The following is a 20,933-nucleotide window of genomic DNA, read 5'->3' as shown; positions in this document are numbered from 1 at the left end:
CCGCAGCTTCGACGAGGGCATCGTCCCCCCGTTCGTGCAGAGGTGCGCTCGGCTCCACGCGCCCAGGCTACTCGGAGTGCAAGGCTCCGGGCCAGTTCAAGGTTGCCGCCCGACCGCGGGAATGGTTGGGCGTGCAGACTTAGGCACCCATGCCCCGTCGAGTGCGGAGTCGGCCGTGCGCCGGCTTGCTTCTCCGTCGACAGGGTGTGCACGACTCCCTAGACTCCAGCCGCACATGGCAGGAGTCGCGACGTTCATCCGCAGGTACTGGATACCCCTCGTCATCGCCGCCGCTGGCGCGGCACTCCTCGTCTTGCACGCCCTGGTTCTGCGCCGAATCTTCCTCGGCAACTCGGTGGACGATGCCTACATCTCCTACCGCTACGCCGACCACCTGGTGCGCGGGCTCGGGCTGGTGTTCAACCGCGGCGAGCACGTCGAAGGCTATTCGAACTTCCTCTGGGTGATCCTCCTCGCGCTGCTCCAGTCCGTGGGCGCCGACCCCGTGCGTGCTTCCCAAGGGCTCGGCGTCTCGTGCAGCGTCGCCTCCCTCGGGCTCGCTGTCATGGCAACGTGGAAGCATCTCGAGGTGCGCAGCGCTGGCGTCGTCGCCTTCGTCGCCGCGCTCCTCGCCGGCAGCGGTTACGTGGCCGCCTGGGCGGTAGGAGGGCTCGAGGGTCCTCTCTTCGGTCTGCTTCTCGTCGCGGCCTGGTGGGCATCGGCCGGCGAGAGTGCGATGTCGCTGCGCCGGCAAATCCTCGCCGCTTCGCTCTTCGCCTTGCTCGCCCTCACGCGTCCCGAGGGTGGGTTCGTCGCCCTCGGCGCGGTCGGCATGCACGTGGGGCGCGCGCACCGCCGCGGCGAGAGTTGGAGAGCGCCCAGCTTCTGGATGTTCCCGGCTCTCGTGCTCGGCGTCCTGACCGCGTATCACGCCTGGCGTTTCGTCTACTATGGCCCCCATCTCTTCCCGAACTCGGTGCGCGCCAAGCTCGGCGGCGGCGTGAGTTCTCCCTGGCGTGGCGTGCGCTACGTGGCGAGGCAATTCCTTTTTCCCTATCTGCCCCTGCTGTTGCCACCCGTGCTGCTCGGAACCTGGAAGAGGCTCGCTCCAGCCGCGGCGGCGGCCTTGCGCGCCGGGAATCCGCTCTTCCTGGGTCTGCTCCTCCTCGTCGCCGGCGTCGGAGGCGATTGGGGACAGGGGCGGTTCTTCGCGCCGCTGCTGCCGCTCGCAGCAGCTCTCTTCGCGATCTGGCTCGGGAACGGCATGGCGCGCTGGGGTTCGACTCGCTGGGGCGCCACCCTGTGGGGCCGTGGAACGTGGCGGCGCGCGGCACTCTGGGTGCTGGCGGCGGCGTATCTCGCCGGCAGCACTCTCGTGACCAGCGTGCGCCGCGAAGCAGCGGTGCGCCGCAGCTACGCCGCCGTCGACGCCGAGCGGATCATGCTCGGCAAGTGGCTGGCGGAGAACATTCCCGCCGACGTGGTGATCGCCGTGCACTCCGCCGGCCAGATTCCCTACTACTCCCGCCTGCCGGCGCACGACATGCTAGGGCTCAACGACGAGCACATCGCCGGGCTCCACGTGCCGCTCTTCGGCCGCGGCTACCCGGGGCACGAGAAGTTCGATCCTGCCTACACCCTCGAAACCATCCGGCCGGGAATCATCATCGACGGCCGTCTCATCCCGGGGCTCGAGCGCCATGTTCTCTACCGGAACGAGTACTACCCGCTGGTCCACACCTGGAAGCTGCACGAGGTGGCCATCCGCCGCGACCTGGCGCAGCGCCTCGGCAAGCTGCGGAGCGACGCGCCGCGTTGAACCAAAGGGCGAGAGGCGCGTGGCTCGAGCGTTGCGGGCGAGGGTGGAGGCTAGGGGACGGGGATCTGCCTCGGCTCCAGGCCGAGCTCGGCGGCGGCGGTTTTCCACACCGGCAGCGAGCGCTCGACGATGCCGTGATCCACTGCGTAGGAGATGCGGAAGTAACCTGGGGTGCCGAAGCCCGTGCCGGGAACGGTGAGGATGTGGTGCTTCTGCAGGTGGCGCACCAGGTCGATATCGTTCTCCAGAGGTGATTTCGGGAAGAGGTAGAAGGCGCCTTCGGGCTTGGTCATGGTGAAGCCGAGGCCGGTGAGCTCGCGGTAGAGGACATCGCGGTTGCGCTTGTAGTATTCCACGTCCACGGTGGAACCCATGATCTGCACGACGACGCGCTGCATGAGGGCGGGCGCGTTGACGAAGCCCAGTGTCCGGATGGCGAAGGCCATGCCATCGAAGAGCTCCTTGCTGTCGGTCGCGGCCGGCGAAATGGCGATGTGGCCGATGCGCTCGCCGGCGAGGCCCAGATCCTTGGAGTGCGAGGTGCAAAGGATCGTGTTGTCGTAGTAGGTGGCGACGATGGGGACTTCCACGTCGTCGTAGACGATGGCACGATAGGGCTCGTCGGTGATGACGTAGATCGTGGTGCCCAGTTCCTTCTGTTTGCTCTGCAGCAAGCGCGCCAGACCCTCGATGGAGCTGTGCCCGTAGACCCGGCCCGTGGGGTTGTTGGGATTGTTCACCACCACCGCGCGGGTCCGGGGACCGACGGCGGCCCGGATGGCGGCGAGATCGAGATCGAAATCGCTGGCGGTCGGCACGATCCGCGCCACCCCGCCGTGGTTGTCCACGTAGAAGCGGTACTCGGCGAAGAACGGCGCCAGCAGGATCACTTCGTCGCCCGGGTCGAGGACCGTCTTCAAGGTGACGTTCATGGCGCCGGCGGCACCCACGGTCATGACCACGTGATCGGCGGTGTAGTCGAGGCCGCTTTCCAGACCCAGGCGATCGGCGACCGCCTGGCGTACCTCGCGATAGCCGACGTTCTCCATGTACTGGTGTTGCCCTGGCTGCCGTTCCGCTACCACCTCGTCCAGAGCGTCGAAGAACTCGTCCGGGGGCTCCAGGATGGGGTTGCCGAGAGAGAAGTCGAAGACGTTCTGTGCCCCCACCCGCGCCTTGAGCGCCCGCCCCTCCTCGAACATGCGGCGGATCCAGGAAGCTTCGCTGATGTGTTCCTTGAGCTTCCTGGAAATGGGCATCGGCAGGTCCTTTGGGGAAGGTCCGGGGGGCGGGAGTGGGGCTCCGGACACAAGATCCGGCATCCGGACCCGTCTTGTCCAGCACGGTCCACGTCGCGAACGGCGCTGCGGGCCGGCCAACTCCGTGCCACCGGCGGACCGATCGCCGAACCCCGACACGGGACCAACCACCACCCCAGCCGGTGACCTCCCGTCAGGTGTTCAGGAGGGAGGCGCAATGGTGCGGAAAAAGGCAGAACGAAGCACTTCCGGCCTCGAACGCGCCGTTGCACGCGCCGGAGGCGTGGCACTACTCTGGGCGGCGCCCGCCCGGGCCGGGGCGGGAACGCCCCCGTCGCGGGGCGTGTAACTGCGTAGATCCGGAACTCCGGCTGGCGCGGCTGCCGGCGGCCAAGGGTGACTGGGCGGCGGTCTGGCTCGCCCGGGGTAGACGGCGCCCGCCCGGCGGCGCCTCAGGAGGTGATGCATGGACTCCCAGATCGCGAGCCTGAACGAGCGGATCAAGGAGGAATCGGCCTTCGTCGACGATCTCATGCACGAGATCGGCAAGATCATCGTCGGCCAGCGCTACATGGTGGAGCGGCTCGTCATCGGACTGCTGGCCAATGGCCATGTCCTACTCGAAGGCGTTCCGGGTCTGGCCAAGACCCTGACGGTGAAAACCCTGGCGCAAGTCATCCGAGGCAAGTTCCAGCGCATCCAGTTCACCCCCGATCTCCTGCCCGCCGACCTCATCGGCACGCTCATCTACAACCAGCGTGACGGCGTCTTCACCGTGAAGAAGGGACCGATCTTCGCCAACCTGATCTTGGCGGACGAGATCAATCGCGCCCCCGCCAAGGTGCAGAGCGCTCTCCTCGAGGCCATGCAAGAGCGGCAGGTGACGATCGGCGACCAGACCCACACCCTCGATCATCCCTTCCTGGTGCTGGCGACACAGAACCCCATCGAGCAGGAAGGCACCTACCCGCTTCCGGAGGCGCAGATCGACCGGTTCATGCTGAAGCTGCGCATTGGTTATCCCGCCAAGCCCGAGGAGCGGCAGATCATGGACCGCATGGCCGGCGACGGCCCGCCGGCGCCGAACCAGGTGATCACGCCGGAACGCATCACCCGGGCGCAACAGGTGGTGACGCGGGTGTACATGGACGAAAAGGTGAAGGACTACGTCCTCGACATCGTCTTCGCCACGCGAGAGCCGGAGAAGTACAAGGTAGACGTCAAACATCTGATCGCCTACGGCGCCTCGCCGCGGGCCAGCATCTACCTGGCGCTGGCGGCACGGGCGCACGCCTTCGTGCGCGGCCGCGGTTACGTGACGCCGGAAGACGTGAAGGCGATCGGCATGGACGTGCTGCGGCACCGGGTCATCACGACCTACGAGGCGGAGGCCGAGAACGTGACCTCCGAGGAGGTGCTGCAGCGCATCTTCGACGTGATCGAGGTGCCATGACGCCGCGGGCGCTGCTGGCGTTCCTGTAAATGCGAGGTACGACCCTGCCAGGAGGACGTCGCGACTCGGGACCTCAGGAGGAGGCCAGGAGTCCGCTGCTCCAGAGCGGCACCGCCAGCCGCCGGGAGAGCGTCGCCGCTCCCACCACGCCGCGGCGCCGCGCCCGCCGCACGCTCGGGCGGCGCCCCAGCAGCCGTGGCGCCATTCCCGCCGAGGTGTTGCAGAAGGTGCGGCGCCTCGAGATCCAGATGAAGCACCTGGTGAACGACATTTTCTCCGGCGAATACCACAGCGTCTTCAAGGGCCGCGGCATGGAATTCGCCGAGGTGCGGGAATACACGCCGGGCGACGACATCCGCGCCATCGATTGGAACGTCACGGCGCGTCTGGGCGCGCCCTACGTCAAGAAGTTCGCCGAGGAACGCGAGCTCACCGTGATGCTGGCGGTGGACCTGTCGGCGTCGGGCACCTTCGGCTCGGGGAAGCAGCTCAAGCGCGACCTGGCGGCGGAGGTGGGGGCGATCCTGGCCTTCTCGGCGGTGCGCAACAACGACAAGGTGGGTTGCGTCCTCTTCACCGACGACGTGGAGCTGTTCGTGCCGCCGCTCAAGGGGCGGCAGCACACGTTGCGTCTCGTGCGCGAGTTGCTTTACTTCCAGCCCGAGGGGCGCGGCACCAACCTGGGGGCGGCGCTGGAATTCCTCGCCCAGGTGCTGAAGCGCAAAGCGGTGGTCTTTCTGATCTCGGATTTCCTGGACCCGGGTTTCGAGACACCTCTCTCCGTGGTCTCCCGCCGCCACGACGTGGTGCCCATCACCATCACCGACGCGCGCGAGGAGCAACTGCCGGCCGTGGATCTGGTGGAGCTCGTGGATGCCGAGACCGGCCAGCGGCTCCTGGTGGACGCCGGGAGCGCCGAGGTGCGGGCGCGCTTCGAACGGCGCTCACGCATGGTGCGGGCCTGGCGGGAGCGCATCTTCCGCCGCCACGCGCTCGATGCCATCGACCTGCGCACGGACGCGCCGTACGTGCTGCCGCTCATGGCCTATTTCCGCAAGCGCGCCCGCCGCTACTGAGGTTGCAGTCGGGCCGCCTGCCAGAGCTCGAAGGGAAGCCACACGGATGACCCAGGCGCGTCGGCTGCAGCGCTTCCTCGTCGTGACCCTCCTCCTGGGCGGCGCCGCGATGGCGGCCGAGGTGGAGGTGCGCACGAGCCCGGACTCGGTCACCGTGGGCGACTCGGTCACGGTGGAGCTGCGTCTCCTGGCGCCTCCCGGCGCCCAGGTCGCCTTCCCGCGCCCGCAGACGCCGAGCCGCGTCGAAGTGCTGAAGATGGAGACGCCCCCGCCCGAGGCCGGGACCTGGCGGGCGCTCTACACGCTCGCGGTATACGACGTGGGCGATGTCGTGCTGCCGCCCTGGCCGGTGCAGGTGAAAGCGGACACGCACCTCGCCATCGTGCACACCGATTCGATCCGCCTGCACGTGGCCTCGGTGCTCGACGACTCGCTGGCTGCCGCCGACATCCGCGATCTCAAGGGACAGCAGGACGTGCCGGTGCCGCTGCCGCTTTGGGTCTGGATCGTCACCGGCGCGCTCGTCCTCGCGGCGGCGTTGGTCTTTTTCTGGTGGCGCCGTCGACGGCGGCGGCCGGTGGCCGCGGTCGCGGCCGCACCGCCGGTGGCGCCGCACACCGAGGCGCTGGCGGAGCTGCGGCAGCTGGAAGCGATGCAGCTGCCGGCGGCGGGGAAGATCAAGGAGCACTACATCCGACTCTCGGAGATCCTGCGCCGCTATCTGGAGAAGGCGCCCCAATTCGGTTTCGCCGCCTTGGAAGAGACCACGGACGAGATCCTCCGTGAGCTGCGAGCCCGGCGCTACAAGGCCGAGTGGATCCAGGCGCTGGCCGCGATGTGCCACGAAGCCGATCTGGTCAAGTTCGCCAAGCTCGAACCGACGATCGTGGAGTGCGATGCGGCGCTCGAACGAGTGCGGCGGTTCGTGAGCCGCACGGCTCAGGTCTCGGCACTGGAGCTGCGCACATCGCAGACCCTGGAGGCGGTGGCGTGATGACGCGCTTCGCGACCCCCTGGTTGCTCCTGGCCCTGTTCGCCGTGCCCCTCCTCGTCGTGTGCTACCTGCGCTGGGTGCGGCCGCGCCGGCCGGTGCTGCTCTTCTCCAACCTGCGCTTCCTCCAGGACGCGAAGCCGAGCCCGCGGCAGCGCCTGCAGTTCCTGCCCGTGCTGCTCCGCCTCCTCGCCCTGGCGCTCCTTGTCCTCGCCCTGGCGCGGCCGCAATCCGGCGCCAGCAGCACCAGCATCGACAGCGAGGGCATCGACATCATCTTGGTTCTCGACATCTCCGGCAGCATGCTGGCGGTGGACATGACCTCGGACCGCCGCGGCGCCACGCGGCAGGACGTTTCCCGCCTGGAGGTGGCGAAGGAAGCGGCGCGGGAGTTCGTCGAGGGCCGCACCGCCGATCGCATCGGCCTCGTCGTCTTCGCCGGCCAGGCGTTGACGCAGTGCCCGCCGACGCTGGACTACCCGGTGCTCCTGCATTTCCTCGACGAGGTGCAGGTGGGACAGATCGAGGACGGCACCGCCATCGGCACGGCGCTGGTGACGGCGGTGAACCGGCTGCGGGAGAGCGAGGCGAAGAGTCGCGTCATCATCCTCCTCACCGACGGTGCCAACAACGCCGGCACGGTGGACCCGATCACCGCCGCCAAGGTGGCCCGCGCCATGGGGGTCAAGATCCACACCATCGCCGCCGGCAAGGAGGAGAATGCGCGCTTTCCGGTGGAGACCTTCTTCGGCCGCCAGTACGTGCGCCAGTACAGTCCCATCGACGAGGAAACCTTGAAGAAGATCGCCGCCCTCGGCGATGGGCGCCACTTCCGCGCCACCAGTCCGGAGAAGTTGACGGAGATCTATGCGGAGATCGGCGAGATGGAAAAGACACGGATCGAAACGAAGGTCTACGTGCAGTATTCCGAGCTGGCCCGCAGCCTGGTGCTGCCGGCATTTTTCATGCTGTTGCTGGAGGGTTTCCTGGCCCATGGCTTCCTGCGGAGGTTGCCATGAACCAGTCGCTGCAGTTCGGCGCCCCGGGTCAGCTGTGGCTGCTGCTGCTGGTGCCCGCGGCGCTGCTGCTGCTCCTCCTCGGCTGGCGGCTGCGACGGCAGGCGCGGTCGACCTGGGCTGGACAATTGTTCGGCCGCTTGGCTCCGGGCTACGACCCGCAGCGCGAGTGGCTCAAGATCGGCCTGGTGCTGACCGCGTGGGCCTTCGTGGTGCTGGCGCTGGCGCGGCCGCAGTGGGGTGGTGAGATGGTGATGATGAAGCGGCGCGGCATCGATCTCATGCTGGCAGTGGATGTGTCGTCCAGCATGCTCGCCGAGGACATGCGTCCGAACCGGCTGCAGCATGCCAAGCGCGGCATCTCCGATCTCGTGAACCGGATGCAAGGGGACCGCCTCGGCCTCGTCGCCTTCGCCGGCGACGCCTACACCGTCTGCCCCTTGACGCTGGATCATGGCACCGTCCTCCTCCTCCTCGAATCCCTCGGACCGAACAGCGTCTCGACCGCGGGGACCAACCTGGCGGCTGCCATCGCCCGAACCCGCGCGGCCTTCGTCGCCGGCAAGGACTCGCACAAGGCCTTGGTGCTGGTCACCGACGGGGAAGGGCACGAAGGGGATGTGCTGGCAGAGGCGAAGGAAGCGAAGAAGGAAGGTCTCGTCATCTACACCATCGGCATCGGCTCGCCCACGGGGGAACCGATCCCGGAGCGGGACGAAGGTGGCGGCGTGGCGGGCTACAAGAAGGACCGCAGCGGCCACGTGGTGAGCACCCGCCTCGACGAGGCCACGCTGCTCTCCGTGGCGCAGGAAACCGGCGGCAAGTACTTCCGCAGCACGCCGCAGGGGCTCGAGCTCACCGTGGTGGCGGACGAGCTGCAGAAAATCGAGAAGAAGGAGCTGGAAGGGCGCGTGGCGACGAGCTACGAGGAACGCTTCCAGTGGCCCCTCGGGATCGCGGTGCTCCTGTTGATGACCGAGTTCCTCCTGCCCGCCCGGCGCCGCCGGCGCACCGGGCCGGATCTCGCCGTCGCCGGCCTGCTCTGCGCTCTGCTACTCACCGGGGGCGTGCCGCGCCAGGCGGCGACGCGGAACCGCGAAGGGACGCAAGCCTACACCGAGAAGCGCTATGGCGAGGCGGTCGACAAGTACACCGAAGCGCTGACGGAAGCGCCGGAGGCGGGCGGCATTTCCTACAATCTCGGCAACGCGCTGTATCGGGAGCAACACTACCAGGACGCGGCGACGGCGCTGGCGCGGGCGGCGCAGGGCCAAGATCCCTCGCTCCGCCACCGCTCCCTCCACAACCTAGGCAACACCTTCTTCAAGATGGGGAAGCTCCCCGAGGCCTTGCAGGCCTACCGGCAGGCACTGGCCGCTCGGCCCGACGATCGGGACACGAAGATCAACTACGAGAAAGCACTGCGCCTCGCCCAGCAACAAGAACAGCAGCAGCAGAAGCAGCCGAAGTCCGGTGACAAGAAAGACGAAGAGAAGAACGAGCAGGAGCAGCAACAACAACAGAAGGAAAACGAGCAACAGCAGCAGCAACAACAGCAGGAGCAAAACGGCGGCGAGCAGAAGGAGCAGAATCAGCCGCAGGAGCAAAAGACCGAGAGCGCCGCCGATTCGGTCGGGGTTCCCGAAGGGGAGCTGCGCCCGGAGGAGGCCATGCGTATTCTGGAAGCCATGCGCGATCGAGAGAAGGAGCTGCAGAAGGAGAAGGCCGAGAAGGCGCGGCTGCGGGCGCGGCGCGTGGACAAGGACTGGTGAGGCGATGCAGCGACTGCACCGGCTGCTGCCGGCGTTGCTTCTCGGACTCCTGCTCGGGCTCGTCCCCGGCCGGGTTCGGGGGCAGGACATCGCGGTGGAAGCGACGACGGACCGCACCGCCGCCACGCTGGACGACGAGATCCGCCTGAACATCGTGGTCCACGGCCGGTTCCAGGGCCGACCGGAGCTGCGGGGCCCGGAGTTTTCCGACTTCCGCGTGCTCACGAGTGGCGAGTCGCAGAGCTATTCCATCGTCAACGGCCAGCTCGACGCCACCTACACCTTCTCTTTCATTCTGCAGCCGCTGCATGAGGGCGAGCTCAGCATCCAGCCGTTCCTCGTCAGCTTCCGCGGCAAGGACTACCACACCGAAGCCATCCGCGTGCAGGTGAGCGGGCATGCGCAGGAGCCCACCCTCGGGGAGGAGGAGAAGGGCCAGATCAAAGACCTCTTCGTGGTGGCCCGTGTGGACAAGCCGAAGGCGTACGTGAACGAGCAGATTCTCTACACTTTCTATCTCTACTATGCGATCCGAGTCTCGAACCTCAACTACACCCCGCCCAAGTTCGAGAGCTTCTGGGTGGAAAAGCTCCAGGAAGGGGAGAAGCAGTATCACAAGATCGAGAACGGCCGGCGCTATCTGGTGGTGGAGGTGAGCACGGCTTTGTTCCCGACCACCTCGGGGACGCTGAGCATCGAGCCCTCGGTGCTGCGCCTGATGGAGATCTCCGAGCGCAGCTTCTCCTTCTTCGACCGTGGAGTGGAGCGCGTGCTGCGCAGCAAGCCCGTGCAGGTGGAGGTACTGCCGCTGCCGGCGGCCGGGCGGCCGGCGGATTTCGACGGCGCCGTCGGCGCCGGCCTGCAACTCGCATCAAGGCTCGACCGGACCCAGGTTCCCGAGGGCGAGCCGATCACGATGACCATCACCGTCAACGGCGACGGCAACGTGCGCACTTTCTCCAAGCCGCGCTTGCCCGAGCTGCCGGCGTTCAAAACCTATGACGCCGACACCAAGACCGAGGCGCGCAACCTCGATCGCGTCAGCGGCACCCGGACCTACGAGATCGTCCTCGTCCCGCGCGGGCCCGGGGAGTTCACCATCCCGCCGGTGCGCCTGGTCTACTTCGACACGATCACGAACAGCTACAAGACGCTGCAAACCGAGCCGCAGCACGTGGTGGCGACGCCGGCCGCGGGCGGTGGGCCGGCCCTCGCTCAGGGGCAGGTGCCGATGCAGCAGGACATCGAGGTCCTCGGCAGCGACATCGCCCACATTCGCACCGACGTGGCGGTCTCCGATGCGGCGACGCCGCTCTACGACCGCGGGCTCTTCCTCCTTTGCGCCCCGGTGCCCCTCGTCGCCGTGGCCGCGGCCTTCACCCGGCGGCGCCGGCGCGACCGCCTGGCGGCGGATGTGGCCCTGGCGCGCTCGTCGCGGGCGCGCAAGGTGGCGCGCAAGCACTTGGCGCAAGCGTCGCGTTTCCTCGCCGCGGGGAAGGCGCAGGAGTTCTACGCCGAGGCGCAACGCGCCCTGCTGCAGTACGTGGGGGACAGGCTGAACGTGGCGGCCGCTGGCCTGACGCACACCGCTTTGCGCGAACAGCTCGACGCCGCCGGCGCCAGCGAGGACCTCCGGGAGCGCCTGGTGCAGGTGCTGGAACACTGCGACGCGGCGCGTTTCGCCCCGGCCGGATTCACCGCCGAGCGCATGCGCTCGACGCTGCAAGAAGTGGAATCCCTGGTGATGGCGATGGAAGAGGGCCGGAGCCGCAAGAGCGGCCGGTTCGCCGTCCCCGCGGCGCTTCTCTGTGGCTTCGCCCTGCTCCACGCGGAGTCTCCGGCAGCGGCGCAGGTCGATAGCACCCGCGCGGCGCCGCCGGCGCATGTGCAGGAGTCCCCGGCGGAGTTCGCACCACCGCAGGAGTTGTTGCAGCGTGGTCATGCGGCCTACGAGGCCGGCCGCTACGCCGAAGCCATCGCGGCCTACGAAAAGGCCGAGGAGCTGGGCGTGCGCAACGGGGAGCTCTATTACGATCTGGGCAATGCGCACTTCAAGAACGGTGCGCTCGGTCTCGCCATCGCCTACTTCCGCCGGGCCGAACGCCTCATCCCCCGCGACCCGCTGGTGCATTCGAATCTGGATTTCGTCCTCGCCCGCCGCGAGGACAAGGCGGCGCAGCCGCCCGTCCCGTTCCCGCTCTCGCTCTTGCGCGCCGTGTATTCACACCTGAGCCTGAACGAGTGGATCCTGGGAACAGCGGCACTCTACCTTCTCCTGTGCGCTCTCCTCCTCGTCCGGTTGCTGCGCCGGGATCGCCGCCTGCCGCTGCGGCTCGCCGCCCAGGTGACGCTCTGCCTCTTCGCGCTGGCGGCGCTGACCCTGGCCTACAAGATCCACGACGAGCGCGGCATCGTGCGCGCCGTGATCGGGGCGGAAAAAATATCGGTCATGAGCGGACCCGGGAACGATTACACGGTAGAGTTCTGGTTGCACGAGGGTAGCGAGGTCCAGATCGAGGAGGCCCGTCCGGAGTGGCTGCGCGTTTCGCTGGGGGCGAAGCTGCGTGGTTGGGTGCCGGTGGGCAGCGTCATCCGTATCTAGGAGGCACCATGCGAAGCAGACTCAGCTGGCTGGTCCTGTTCGCGCTCGCGGCGTCGGCGCCAGGGATCGCGGCGCAAGCCGCGCCGGCAGTGCAACAGGCCCCGGCAGCCCAGGCGCAGGCGGTGCAGCAGCCTCCGACAGCCCAGGCGCCGGCGGCGTCACCGGCCGCCCCGCCCTCTGCCCTCGACCTCGACACCGTCATCCCGCTGGATCCGAAGGTGCTGCACGGCAAGCTGCCGAGCGGCATCGAGTACTACATCCGCGCCAACCAGGAGCCGCGCAACCGCGCCGAGCTCCGGCTGGTGGTGAACGCCGGTTCCATCCTGGAGAGCGAAGATCAGCAGGGGGTGGCGCACTTCGTCGAGCACATGGCCTTCAACGGCACCCAGCACTTCGGCGCCGAGGAGCTGGTGAATTACCTGGAGAGCATCGGCATGCGCTTCGGCGCCGATGTCAACGCCTACACCAACTTCGACGAGACGGTGTACATGTTGACCGTGCCCACCGACGCGGAATCGGTGCTCGCCAAAGGCTTCCTCGTCCTCGCCGATTGGGCGAAGGGCTCGACTTTCGATCCGGTGGAGGTGAACAAGGAGCGCGGCGTGGTCATCGAGGAATGGCGGATGGGCCGCGGCGCCGGCCAGCGCCTGCGGGAGAAGCACCTCCCGGTGTTGCTCAAGGGCTCGCTCTACGCCGACCGCATCCCCATCGGCAAGAAGGAAGTGCTCGACAAGTTCCCGCCCGAGGCGGCGAAGCGTTTCGTGCGCGACTGGTACCGGCCGGAGCTGATGGCGGTGATCGCGGTCGGTGACTTCGATCCGGCCCGCATCGAGGCGCTGCTGCGCCAGCACTTCGACGGCTTCAAGGCCTCGGCCCAGCCGGTGGTGCGGCCCACTTTCCCGGTGCCGGCACACCCGGAGACGCTGTTCACCATCGCCCAGGACATCGAGGCGACGACGAGCACCGTGGCGGTGATGGCCAAGTTCCCGCGGCAAGAGGAGACGACGCTGGGGGCGTATCGCCGCACGATCGTCCAGGGGCTCTACAACAGCATGCTCAACATGCGCCTCTTCGAGCTCACCCAGAAGGCGGAGCCGCCGTTCGTGCGCGCTGGCGCCGGCAGGGGCGGGGTCGTGCGGCCGCTGGACATGTGGTCGCTCGGTGTGACCACGGAGAACAACGGGCTGGAACGAGGTCTCGAAGCGACCTTGGTGGAGGCGGCGCGTGCCGTGCGCTTCGGCTTCACCCCCGGGGAGCTGGAGCGGGCGAAGGAGAGCCTGCGCAGCCGCATGGAGAGCGCCTACAACGAGCGCGAGAAGACCGACTCGTCATCGCACGCCAGGGAATACGTCGATCTCTTCCTGGAGCAGGTGCCGGCGCCTGGCATCACCTACGAGTACCAGGCCATCCAGGCTCTTCTCCCCGGGATCCAGCTCGACGAGGTCAATGCGGTGAGCCGGGAGATCACGGCGGAAGACAACGTGGTCGTCCAGGTGAGCGCGCCGGAGAAGGAAGGCGTCAGCCTCCCCGGCGCCGCGGCGCTGCAACAGGTCATCGCCTCCGTGGCGGGGCGCAACTTGGAGCCGTACGTGGACACCGCCACGGCGGCGCCGCTCGTACCGACCCCGCCGCCGCAGACCGATATCGCCACGCGCCAGCGCATAGAGCCCCTCGGCATCGAGCTCTGGACGCTGGCCAACGGCGCTCGGGTGTACGTGAAGCGCACGGATTTCAAGGACGACGAGATCCTCTTCCGCGGCTGGAGCCCGGGTGGAACCTCGCTCGCCCCCGATGCCGATTACCAGACAGCGAACCAGGCGGCCGGATTCATCTCCGGTAGCGGCGTCGGCGCCTTCAGCCTTCCGGATCTGCAGAAGAAGCTCGCGGGCAAGCAAGTGTTCGTGCGCCCCACGGTGGGGCAGCTGAGCGAGGGCTTCTTCGGCCAGACCCGGCCGCAGGACCTGGAAACCATGCTGCAGCTCGTCTATCTGAATGTCACCCAGCCTCGCCGCGACCCCGAGGCGTTCCAGAGTCAGAAGACCCGCTTCCGCGGCGTCTTGCAGAATCGCGCTTCCGATCCGGCCAATGCCTTCGCCGACACGCTCCGTCTCGTCTCCACGCGCTACCATCCGCGTTCGTATCCGCTCACTGTGCCGAGCCTGGAGCAGATCGAGCTCGACAAGGCCTTGGGCTTCTATCAGGGCCGTTTCGCCGACGCCAGCGACTTCACCTTCGCCTTCGTGGGCAACGTGGATCCCCAGGTTCTCGAGCCGCTGGTGCGGACCTACATCGGCTCCCTGCCGGTGCTGCGGCGCAAGGAGACCTGGCGCGACGTGGGGGTGAAGCGCCCGGGAGGCGTGGTGCGCCGGGAGTTCCACGGGGGCGTGGACCCGAAGGCACGCACGGCGATCCTCTTCACCGGGAACTTCGACTGGAAGCGGGAGGAGCGTTACGCCCTCAACGCCATGGTCGAAGCGTTGCAGATCCGCCTGCGCGAGGTGTTGCGGGAGGATCTCGGGGGTGTCTACGGCGTGCAAGTCTCCGGCGGCAGCCAGCGCGATCCCAAACCGGAGTACCGGGTGCAGGTCGGCTTCCAATGCGATCCGCACCGGTTGCAGGAGCTCACCAGCCAGGTGTTCCAGGTGATCCAGGGTTTCCGCGATACCGGACCGGATACCGACGACGTGGCCAAGGTGGTGGAGATCCAGCGCAAGAATTACGAGGTCAACCTGCGGGAGAACGGCTACTGGCTGGGTGAGATCGAGTTCCGCGATTCCTACGGTCTCGACCTGAACGAGATCCTGCAGTACGAGAAGCTCTATGCCACGCTCGATGTGAAGATGGTGCGCCAGGCCGCGAAGAAATACCTGCGCACGGACCACTACGTGCAGGTGTCCATGCTCCCGGAGGAAGTGGGCGCCGGGTCCAGCCGCGAGGAGGACTGAGCCGCGTCGCGTCGGCGCAGCGCGGCGACGAAGGCGCTGGCCAGGGGGGCCCGCGTCGCGGCGCTCCAGGTACCGAGGATGCGGAAGCGGAGCGGCGGCAAAGGCTGGTGGCGGCGCACGAGATTCACCTTTTCGTGTTCTTCCTCGAGCCGTTGGATCAGGTCCGCCAGGCCGTGGTCCTGACCGGTCGCCACCACCAGGACCCAGGTCGCCGGACCGGCGCGAACGAGGAGGTCGGTGCGGCACAGCCGCTCCTCCAGGAAGAGACCCAGGAGGTCTCCGGCGCGCCCGCTCGTCTCCATCCCTGGTTGCCGCGGCTCCTCTGCCCGCGTTTCTCCCGCCGGGTGTTTCCTTGCTGGTTTTCCGGCCCGCAGCGGACCGACCTCCGCGTCCACACGCAAAAGCGAGACGGTGGCGGAAGCCTGGCGGAAGTAAGCGACGTGCTGGAGGTAGTGGTGCAGCAACGTCTCTGGATTCCAGGTGGGCACGGAGAAGGAGAAGACGCTGCCGATGCCCATACTGCTGTGCAGGGTCATGTCCCCGAAGTTGAGTACCACCAGTTCCTTGGCGATGTGCAAGCCGAGGCCGAAGCCCTTGGGTTGCATCGCCTCGGCGGGAGCGGTCTGCTTGAAGCGCTCGAACACCAGTTCCCGGCTCTCCCGCGGGATCCCCGGCCCGTGGTCGGTGACGCCGATGCGCACCAGGCCGTCGTCGATGTCGTGCAGGGCCCACATGCGCACGACGCGGCCAGGGGGCGAGAACTTCAGCGCGTTCACCACCAAGTTGATGAGGACCCGGGCGATCTTGTCGGGATCGCAGAAGAGGTCGGGCAGTCCCTCGTCGGCCATGAATTCCACCACGACCTCGCACTTGCGCGCCTTGGGGGCCACCGTCTCCTGCACCCGCGCGGCGATGGCTTCGATCCGGCAGGGGCACCGCGAGATGCGCACGATGTCCGACTCCAGGCGGGTGACGTCGATCAGGTCGTCCACCATGAGACTCAGGTCGTCGACCCGGGCATGCAGGACCTCGAAGAACCGCCGCGTCTCCGCATCGAGAGCCTCGCCCTCCAGGGCTTCTTCCAGCGCCGCGACGTACTCCTTGATCACAGTGAGCGGGGTGCGGAACTCGTGGGAGACATTGCCGACGAAGTCATAGGCCATGTGGTAGAGCTTGAGCATCTGCGTCGCCTGCGCTTGCAGGGCCGCGGTGCGCTGCGCCACCTGCTCCTCCAGGTCCTGATTCCGGGCGGCGAATTCCCCGTGCATCCTTTCTCGGAGCGCAACCTCATCTTCCAGGGCGGCATTGCGGACGCTGATGGCGAGGAAGCGCCGCTGCTGCAGGGTCAAGGAGGCGACGAACAGCAGCACCAGGAGGAGGAGGGCGGAGACGAGGGCGGTCTCCGTGTGTTGCCAGGGCCAGCCGGAGCGGCCATCGCCGTGCAACTGCGCGAACAAAGCCAGGGAGAGACCCAAGGTGGAAGCGATACAGATGCCGGCGAGCAGGAACCAGTGGCGCCATTCATAGCGCACGGTCGAGGGTTGGCGCATTGCCTGGTACGGCGGTGCAGACATGCTTTTCCCAGTCCCAGGTCCGACCCAGCGACCTGGGGACTGGCCTTTACAATAGTGGAACCAAGATCCGTGCCGGACCGCGAGGGCCCGGGGTGGTGCCGGGCTCGCAGCACGCGCCACGACACCGAGGGGTGGTTGGGGAACGCATGCGAATGAAGAGGCCATGACGGCGACGCAGAGGAGCCCAGGCCGCGGCATGTTCTCTCTCCTGCCAGTGGTCTTCTTCGCTTCCGGGGCCGCCGCGCTGGTGTTCGAGGTGGTTTGGTTCCACCAGAGCGGTCTCGTTTTCGGCAACAGCGTCTGGGCCACGAGCATCGTGCTCGCGAGCTTCATGGGTGGGCTCGGGCTCGGGAATCATCTCGTCGGCCGGTACGGCGCTAACGTCCACCGCCCCATCCGTGCCTACGCCGGGCTCGAAGTCTGCATCGGGCTCACGGGCTTTCTCCTCACCCTCTTGCTCCCCCACTTGCCGCGGCTCCTGACTCCGGTCTTCGGGCCGCTCCTCGACTCGCCGTGGCTCGTCAACCCGCTGCGTCTCGCTCTTGCCTTCGTGCTCTTGCTGGTGCCGACGACCGCCATGGGCGCGACGCTGCCGCTCCTCGTCGCCGCCGCTTGCCGCGAGGGCAGCGGCTTCGGCAGCGCTCTCGGCCGGATGTACGGCGTCAACACCCTCGGCGCCGTCGCCGGTGTGCTGCTGGTCGAGACCTTTCTCGTCGAGCGACTCGGCATCCGCGGCGCAGCGGCCACCGCGGCGCTCACGAATCTCCTGGCCTCCGGTGCGGCGCTCCAGCTGGCGCGTCGCTTCGAGGTCACGGGAAAGCGACTGTCGCCGGCGGGAACAGGGATGGGTGCGGCGCCTTCGCCCGCGGGAACGTCGGCTGCGCCCGCCAAGGGAACGGGGGGGCCCCGCGCCTTCCTCCTCGCCGCCTTCCTCGCCGGCGCCGCATTGCTCGCGCTCGAGGTGCTCTGGTTCCGCTTCCTCCTCCTCTTCGTCACCAACAACACCCTGGCACTCAGCATCATGCTCGCCGTGGTGCTGGCGGGAATCGCCGGCGGCGGTCTCCTGGCCTCGTGGCGTTTGCGCTCGGCCACCCGTCCGGGAGCCCGGGGGGCTGCTTCACCGGGGAAGGAAACGGCTGCCGGCGGTGGCCGCCATGGAGAACGTGGTGCCTTTCGGTCTCGAGGCGGTGCGGAAAGAATGTTGCCGTGGACGGCCCTGGCGGCGGCAGTCTGCGTCACCCTTACCTATGTCGCCTTCCAGTTCGGTCTCGAAGCGGCGCCCTTTCGCTGGACCGCGGTGCTATGGATGGCGCTCCGGCTCATCCTGCCGGTAGCGCTCGTCTCCGGCTTTCTCTTCACCCTCCAGGGCGAGGCCTTGCGGGGGCGCAGTCGGGCCGACACCGAGGCTGCCGGTCAGCTGACTCTGGCGAACACCCTCGGGGCCATGATCGGTTCCCTGTGCGGGGGCTTCGTGCTCCTGCCGCTCTTGGGAACAGAGCGTTCCTTCGCCGCTCTCACCCTGGTGTATGCGGCGATCGCTCTCGTCTTGGCGCCGCGAGGCGCGCGCCGGGAGCGAGTGATCGCCGCCGCCGTCGCTGTCGTCGCTCTGCTCCTCGTCGTCTTCCCTTTCGGCTTCATGACCAAGACGTACATCCCGAGATCGGTGCGGCAGTTCACCGCCGACGGCTCGAAGATCGTCGCGGTGCGGGAAGGTCCGATCGAGACGAGCGTGCTCCTGCGCCAAGACTGGCTGGCGCAGCCCGTGTACCACCGTCTGGTGACCAACGGCTTCACCATGTCGGGGACTGGAATCCAGGCCAAGCGCTACATGCGCCTCTTCGCTTTCATGCCGGCCATCGTGCACGCCGCGCCGCTGCGCCGTGCGCTGGTCATCAGCTACGGCGTCGGGGTCACCGCCACCGCCGTCCGGGATCTCGACTCGGTGCAAAGCATCGACGTGGTGGACATCTCCCGTGACATCGTCGAGCTGAGCGACCGGCTCTACACAGCGGAGAACCATCCTTTGCATGATCCCCGCGTCCGGCTACACCTGGAGGACGGACGTCACTTCCTGCAGAACACGCGCACGAGCTACGACCTGATCACCGGCGAGCCGCCGCCGCCGCGCCTGCCCGGCACGGTGAACCTCTATTCCCGGGAGTATTTCCAGTTGATCCACGATCGACTGGCGGAGGGGGGCATGACGACCTACTGGCTCCCCATCCCGGACCTGCTGGTGGAAGACACCTTGGCGATCATCCGCGCCTTCTGCGAGGTGTTCGACAACTGCACGCTGTGGAACGGCACGCCCATGGATTGGATGCTGGTGGGTTTCCGCGGCACGCCGCCCGCGACTTCGGCGGCGGACTTCCGGCGCCTCTGGAGTGATCCCCGCGTCGGCCCGCAGCTGCGCGAGATCGGCCTCGAGATGCCGGAGCAATTGCTGGCCACCTTCATCGGCGATGCCGTGACCTGGGGTCAGGTGACGGCGAAAACGGCACCGCTCACCGATGACCGGCCCAAGCGCTTGCGCACGCTGTACAAGGAGCCGCCCGATACGCGACTCGATTTCTATCTCGCCGCCATCGACCCGGGGCGCGGCCGGCAGGCGCTGGCCCGGAGCGCGTTGGCGAAGCAGCTCTTCCCGGCGGAGATTCTGCAGGCCGCTGGACCGTACTTCGAAGTGCAGCAGATGGTGAACTTGGCGCTCACCAATCCGCCGTCGCCGTTGCCCCACCTGAACCAGATCCACATGCTGTTGAGCAGGACCTCGCTGCGTACGTTGCCCCTCTGGTTGCTCGGTTCGAACGAGACGAGCCTGCGCATCGCGGCGGCAGCCCCGGACGACGGCACCGGCGCCGCGGACTACGTGCTCGGCCTCGGAGCCCTGGTGGATCGCGATTACGCTCGCGCCGCCGCGAGCCTGGCGCGCACCAGGCAACTGGGCTGGCGACCCGGTCTCTCGGGCCCTCTGTACGCCTACGCGCTCTGCATGTGCGGTCGTCTCGAAGAAGTGAAAGCCCTGAGGCTGCAGTTGCGTCCCCCGGCGGCGGACCCGGTTTGGCGCTGGCTGGGTGAGACCTTCGCCCTGTAGCGCGGGTCGGCGAGGTCCGGCGCCCGGCGACGCTGGGCGAGGCATCGAACGGGTCGATTTCCACACTCCAGAGTTTCTCGGGTCGGTTCACCCATTGGAGCGTGGGACTCGCCGCGCGTGCAGCGCGGACAGGGACGCGACCTGGACGGCTTTTGCTCGTCTCCCTGTGTGGGTTCTATAATTCATTACGGAGTCCCCTTGGGCCGCCGGGCCGGACGGGGGCGCCCACCTTTCTCTGCCGTTGCAATCGACGTTGTCTACTGGGTGAGACGGATCTCGACATGCCCCAAGCTACGTCCGATCCGGGGCCCGGAGGGCTCCCTGAGATCACCGTATTGATGCCGGTGTACAACGGCGCGCGCTATGTCGCCCTGGCGATCGAGAGCGTGCTCGGCCAGACGCATCGCGCCTTCGAGTTCCTCATCCTGGACGATGGTTCCACCGACGAAACGCCGCAGATCCTGGCGGAGTACGCGGCCCGGGACCCGCGCCTCCGGATCGTTCGCCATCCCAACATGGATCAGCCCGCGACGCTGAACCGCGGTCTCGCACTGGCCCGCCATGATTGGGTCGCCATCCTCGACCACGACGACGTCTGCCTGCCGCAGCGGTTGGAGCGCCAGCTGGCCATGCTCGAGCAGGAACCGGGAGCGCGCCTCGTTGGCTCCTGGGTGCAGGAGATCAACGCGGCGGGAGCTAAAATCGGCGAGCGCTGTGGTGGACCAACCAGCGCCGCGGAGTTCCGCGCCCTCCACGCCGCGGGTCAGCGCGTGCCGCTGACGCACCCCTCGGTGCTGCTGCATCGCCCGACCATCCTGGCCCTCGGCGGCTACGACCCGGCCTTCGGTTCGGCAGCGGACACGGAGCTGTGGACGCGCGTCGCCCGGGAGCACACCATCGTCGTGGTGCCGGAGCCCTTGGTCCACTATCGCATCCACAGCCAGAGCATGTCGTTCCGCCGCGTCTTCGAGCAGCGCGAGATGCTGCGCTGGATTCTAGAACGCGACGGGGCACGGCGCTCGGGCCGCTCGTTGCCGAGCTTCGCCGCGTTCCGTGCCGCCCGGCCGTGGTGGCGAGTGCGACGCTGGCGGGAGCGCCGGCAGGACCTCTTCTGGTTCTTCCGCTCTTACTGTCTGCTTGCCGTCTCCGACGGCGAAACCCTTGTCGCCGCGGCGCTCGCAGTCTGCGCCGCCGCCATCGCGCCACGGAACGCCATGCGTCTCGCCCGCCGCTGGCTGCTCGAACGGCTGCCGCGGCGCGGGATACGTGTCGCGCGCCGCCGGCTGGTCGCATGGCTGGCCGGGGCGGCCTGGGCCCGGCGCTAACACTCCT

12 protein-coding genes are annotated in these 20,933 nt (G+C 67.8%); 10 read left to right on the top strand and 2 right to left on the bottom strand.

What is annotated here, in order from left to right; all coding sequences use genetic code 11:
• Positions 1-235: 235 nt before the first annotated feature.
• The gene (locus VFE28_12335) at positions 236-1,819 is read left to right on the top strand and encodes a hypothetical protein (protein ID HZM16781.1); all 1,584 of its coding nucleotides are present in this window, start codon (positions 236-238) and stop codon (positions 1,817-1,819) included.
• 50 nt (positions 1,820-1,869) lie between these two features.
• On the opposite strand, the gene VFE28_12330 is transcribed toward VFE28_12335, so the two are convergent.
• Positions 1,870-3,078, bottom strand: a complete 1,209-nt coding sequence (locus VFE28_12330; protein ID HZM16780.1) for a pyridoxal phosphate-dependent aminotransferase — start codon at positions 3,076-3,078, stop codon at positions 1,870-1,872.
• A gap of 466 nt (positions 3,079-3,544) precedes the next feature.
• Between VFE28_12330 and VFE28_12325 the strand changes: the two genes are divergently transcribed.
• The 7 genes from VFE28_12325 to VFE28_12295 are packed head-to-tail and all read left to right on the top strand — an operon-like array spanning position 3,545 to position 14,933.
• Complete coding sequence (locus tag VFE28_12325) at positions 3,545-4,531, top strand: MoxR family ATPase (GenBank protein HZM16779.1); 987 nt, start codon at positions 3,545-3,547, stop codon at positions 4,529-4,531.
• Between the two features lie 29 nt (positions 4,532-4,560).
• Positions 4,561-5,607 carry a DUF58 domain-containing protein gene (locus VFE28_12320; GenBank protein HZM16778.1) on the top strand — a complete coding sequence of 349 codons (1,047 nt, stop codon included), beginning with the start codon at positions 4,561-4,563 and terminating at the stop codon, positions 5,605-5,607.
• A gap of 46 nt (positions 5,608-5,653) precedes the next feature.
• Complete coding sequence (locus tag VFE28_12315; GenBank protein ID HZM16777.1) at positions 5,654-6,601, top strand: hypothetical protein; 948 nt, start codon at positions 5,654-5,656, stop codon at positions 6,599-6,601.
• Positions 6,601-7,617 (top strand): VWA domain-containing protein, encoded by a 1,017-nt coding sequence (locus VFE28_12310; GenBank protein ID HZM16776.1) that lies wholly within the window; start codon positions 6,601-6,603, stop codon positions 7,615-7,617. The genes VFE28_12315 and VFE28_12310 overlap by 1 nt, the downstream gene beginning before the upstream one ends.
• Complete coding sequence (locus VFE28_12305; GenBank protein HZM16775.1) at positions 7,614-9,386, top strand: VWA domain-containing protein; 1,773 nt, start codon at positions 7,614-7,616, stop codon at positions 9,384-9,386. The genes VFE28_12310 and VFE28_12305 overlap by 4 nt, the downstream gene beginning before the upstream one ends.
• A gap of 4 nt (positions 9,387-9,390) precedes the next feature.
• The gene (locus VFE28_12300; GenBank protein ID HZM16774.1) at positions 9,391-11,988 is read left to right on the top strand and encodes a BatD family protein; all 2,598 of its coding nucleotides are present in this window, start codon (positions 9,391-9,393) and stop codon (positions 11,986-11,988) included.
• 8 nt (positions 11,989-11,996) lie between these two features.
• A complete protein-coding gene (locus VFE28_12295) occupies positions 11,997-14,933 on the top strand; it encodes an insulinase family protein (protein ID HZM16773.1) in 2,937 nt (978 codons plus the stop codon).
• Here the strand turns inward: VFE28_12295 and VFE28_12290 are convergent.
• Positions 14,870-16,507 carry a HAMP domain-containing sensor histidine kinase gene (locus VFE28_12290; GenBank protein ID HZM16772.1) on the bottom strand — a complete coding sequence of 546 codons (1,638 nt, stop codon included), beginning with the start codon at positions 16,505-16,507 and terminating at the stop codon, positions 14,870-14,872. The genes VFE28_12295 and VFE28_12290 overlap by 64 nt on opposite strands.
• 163 nt (positions 16,508-16,670) lie before the next feature.
• Between VFE28_12290 and VFE28_12285 the strand changes: the two genes are divergently transcribed.
• Positions 16,671-19,601 (top strand): fused MFS/spermidine synthase, encoded by a 2,931-nt coding sequence (locus VFE28_12285; protein HZM16771.1) that lies wholly within the window; start codon positions 16,671-16,673, stop codon positions 19,599-19,601.
• 281 nt (positions 19,602-19,882) lie between these two features.
• Entirely contained in the window at positions 19,883-20,926 is a 1,044-nt protein-coding gene (locus VFE28_12280; GenBank protein ID HZM16770.1) for a glycosyltransferase, read from the top strand.
• Positions 20,927-20,933: the final 7 nt, after the last annotated feature.

Source organism: Candidatus Krumholzibacteriia bacterium (assembly GCA_035649275.1).
Taxonomy (GTDB): domain Bacteria; phylum Krumholzibacteriota; class Krumholzibacteriia.
This window is presented reverse-complemented; position numbering and strand designations above follow the sequence as displayed.

Coding starts and splice junctions, on each gene's coding strand:
- VFE28_12335 (HZM16781.1), top strand. CDS start 236: ATGGCAGGAGTCGCGACGTTCATCCGCAGGTACTGGATACCCCTCGTC.
- VFE28_12330 (HZM16780.1), bottom strand. CDS start 3,078: ATGCCCATTTCCAGGAAGCTCAAGGAACACATCAGCGAAGCTTCCTGG.
- VFE28_12325 (HZM16779.1), top strand. CDS start 3,545: ATGGACTCCCAGATCGCGAGCCTGAACGAGCGGATCAAGGAGGAATCG.
- VFE28_12320 (HZM16778.1), top strand. CDS start 4,561: ATGCGAGGTACGACCCTGCCAGGAGGACGTCGCGACTCGGGACCTCAG.
- VFE28_12315 (HZM16777.1), top strand. CDS start 5,654: ATGACCCAGGCGCGTCGGCTGCAGCGCTTCCTCGTCGTGACCCTCCTC.
- VFE28_12310 (HZM16776.1), top strand. CDS start 6,601: ATGACGCGCTTCGCGACCCCCTGGTTGCTCCTGGCCCTGTTCGCCGTG.
- VFE28_12305 (HZM16775.1), top strand. CDS start 7,614: ATGAACCAGTCGCTGCAGTTCGGCGCCCCGGGTCAGCTGTGGCTGCTG.
- VFE28_12300 (HZM16774.1), top strand. CDS start 9,391: ATGCAGCGACTGCACCGGCTGCTGCCGGCGTTGCTTCTCGGACTCCTG.
- VFE28_12295 (HZM16773.1), top strand. CDS start 11,997: ATGCGAAGCAGACTCAGCTGGCTGGTCCTGTTCGCGCTCGCGGCGTCG.
- VFE28_12290 (HZM16772.1), bottom strand. CDS start 16,507: ATGTCTGCACCGCCGTACCAGGCAATGCGCCAACCCTCGACCGTGCGC.
- VFE28_12285 (HZM16771.1), top strand. CDS start 16,671: ATGACGGCGACGCAGAGGAGCCCAGGCCGCGGCATGTTCTCTCTCCTG.
- VFE28_12280 (HZM16770.1), top strand. CDS start 19,883: ATGCCCCAAGCTACGTCCGATCCGGGGCCCGGAGGGCTCCCTGAGATC.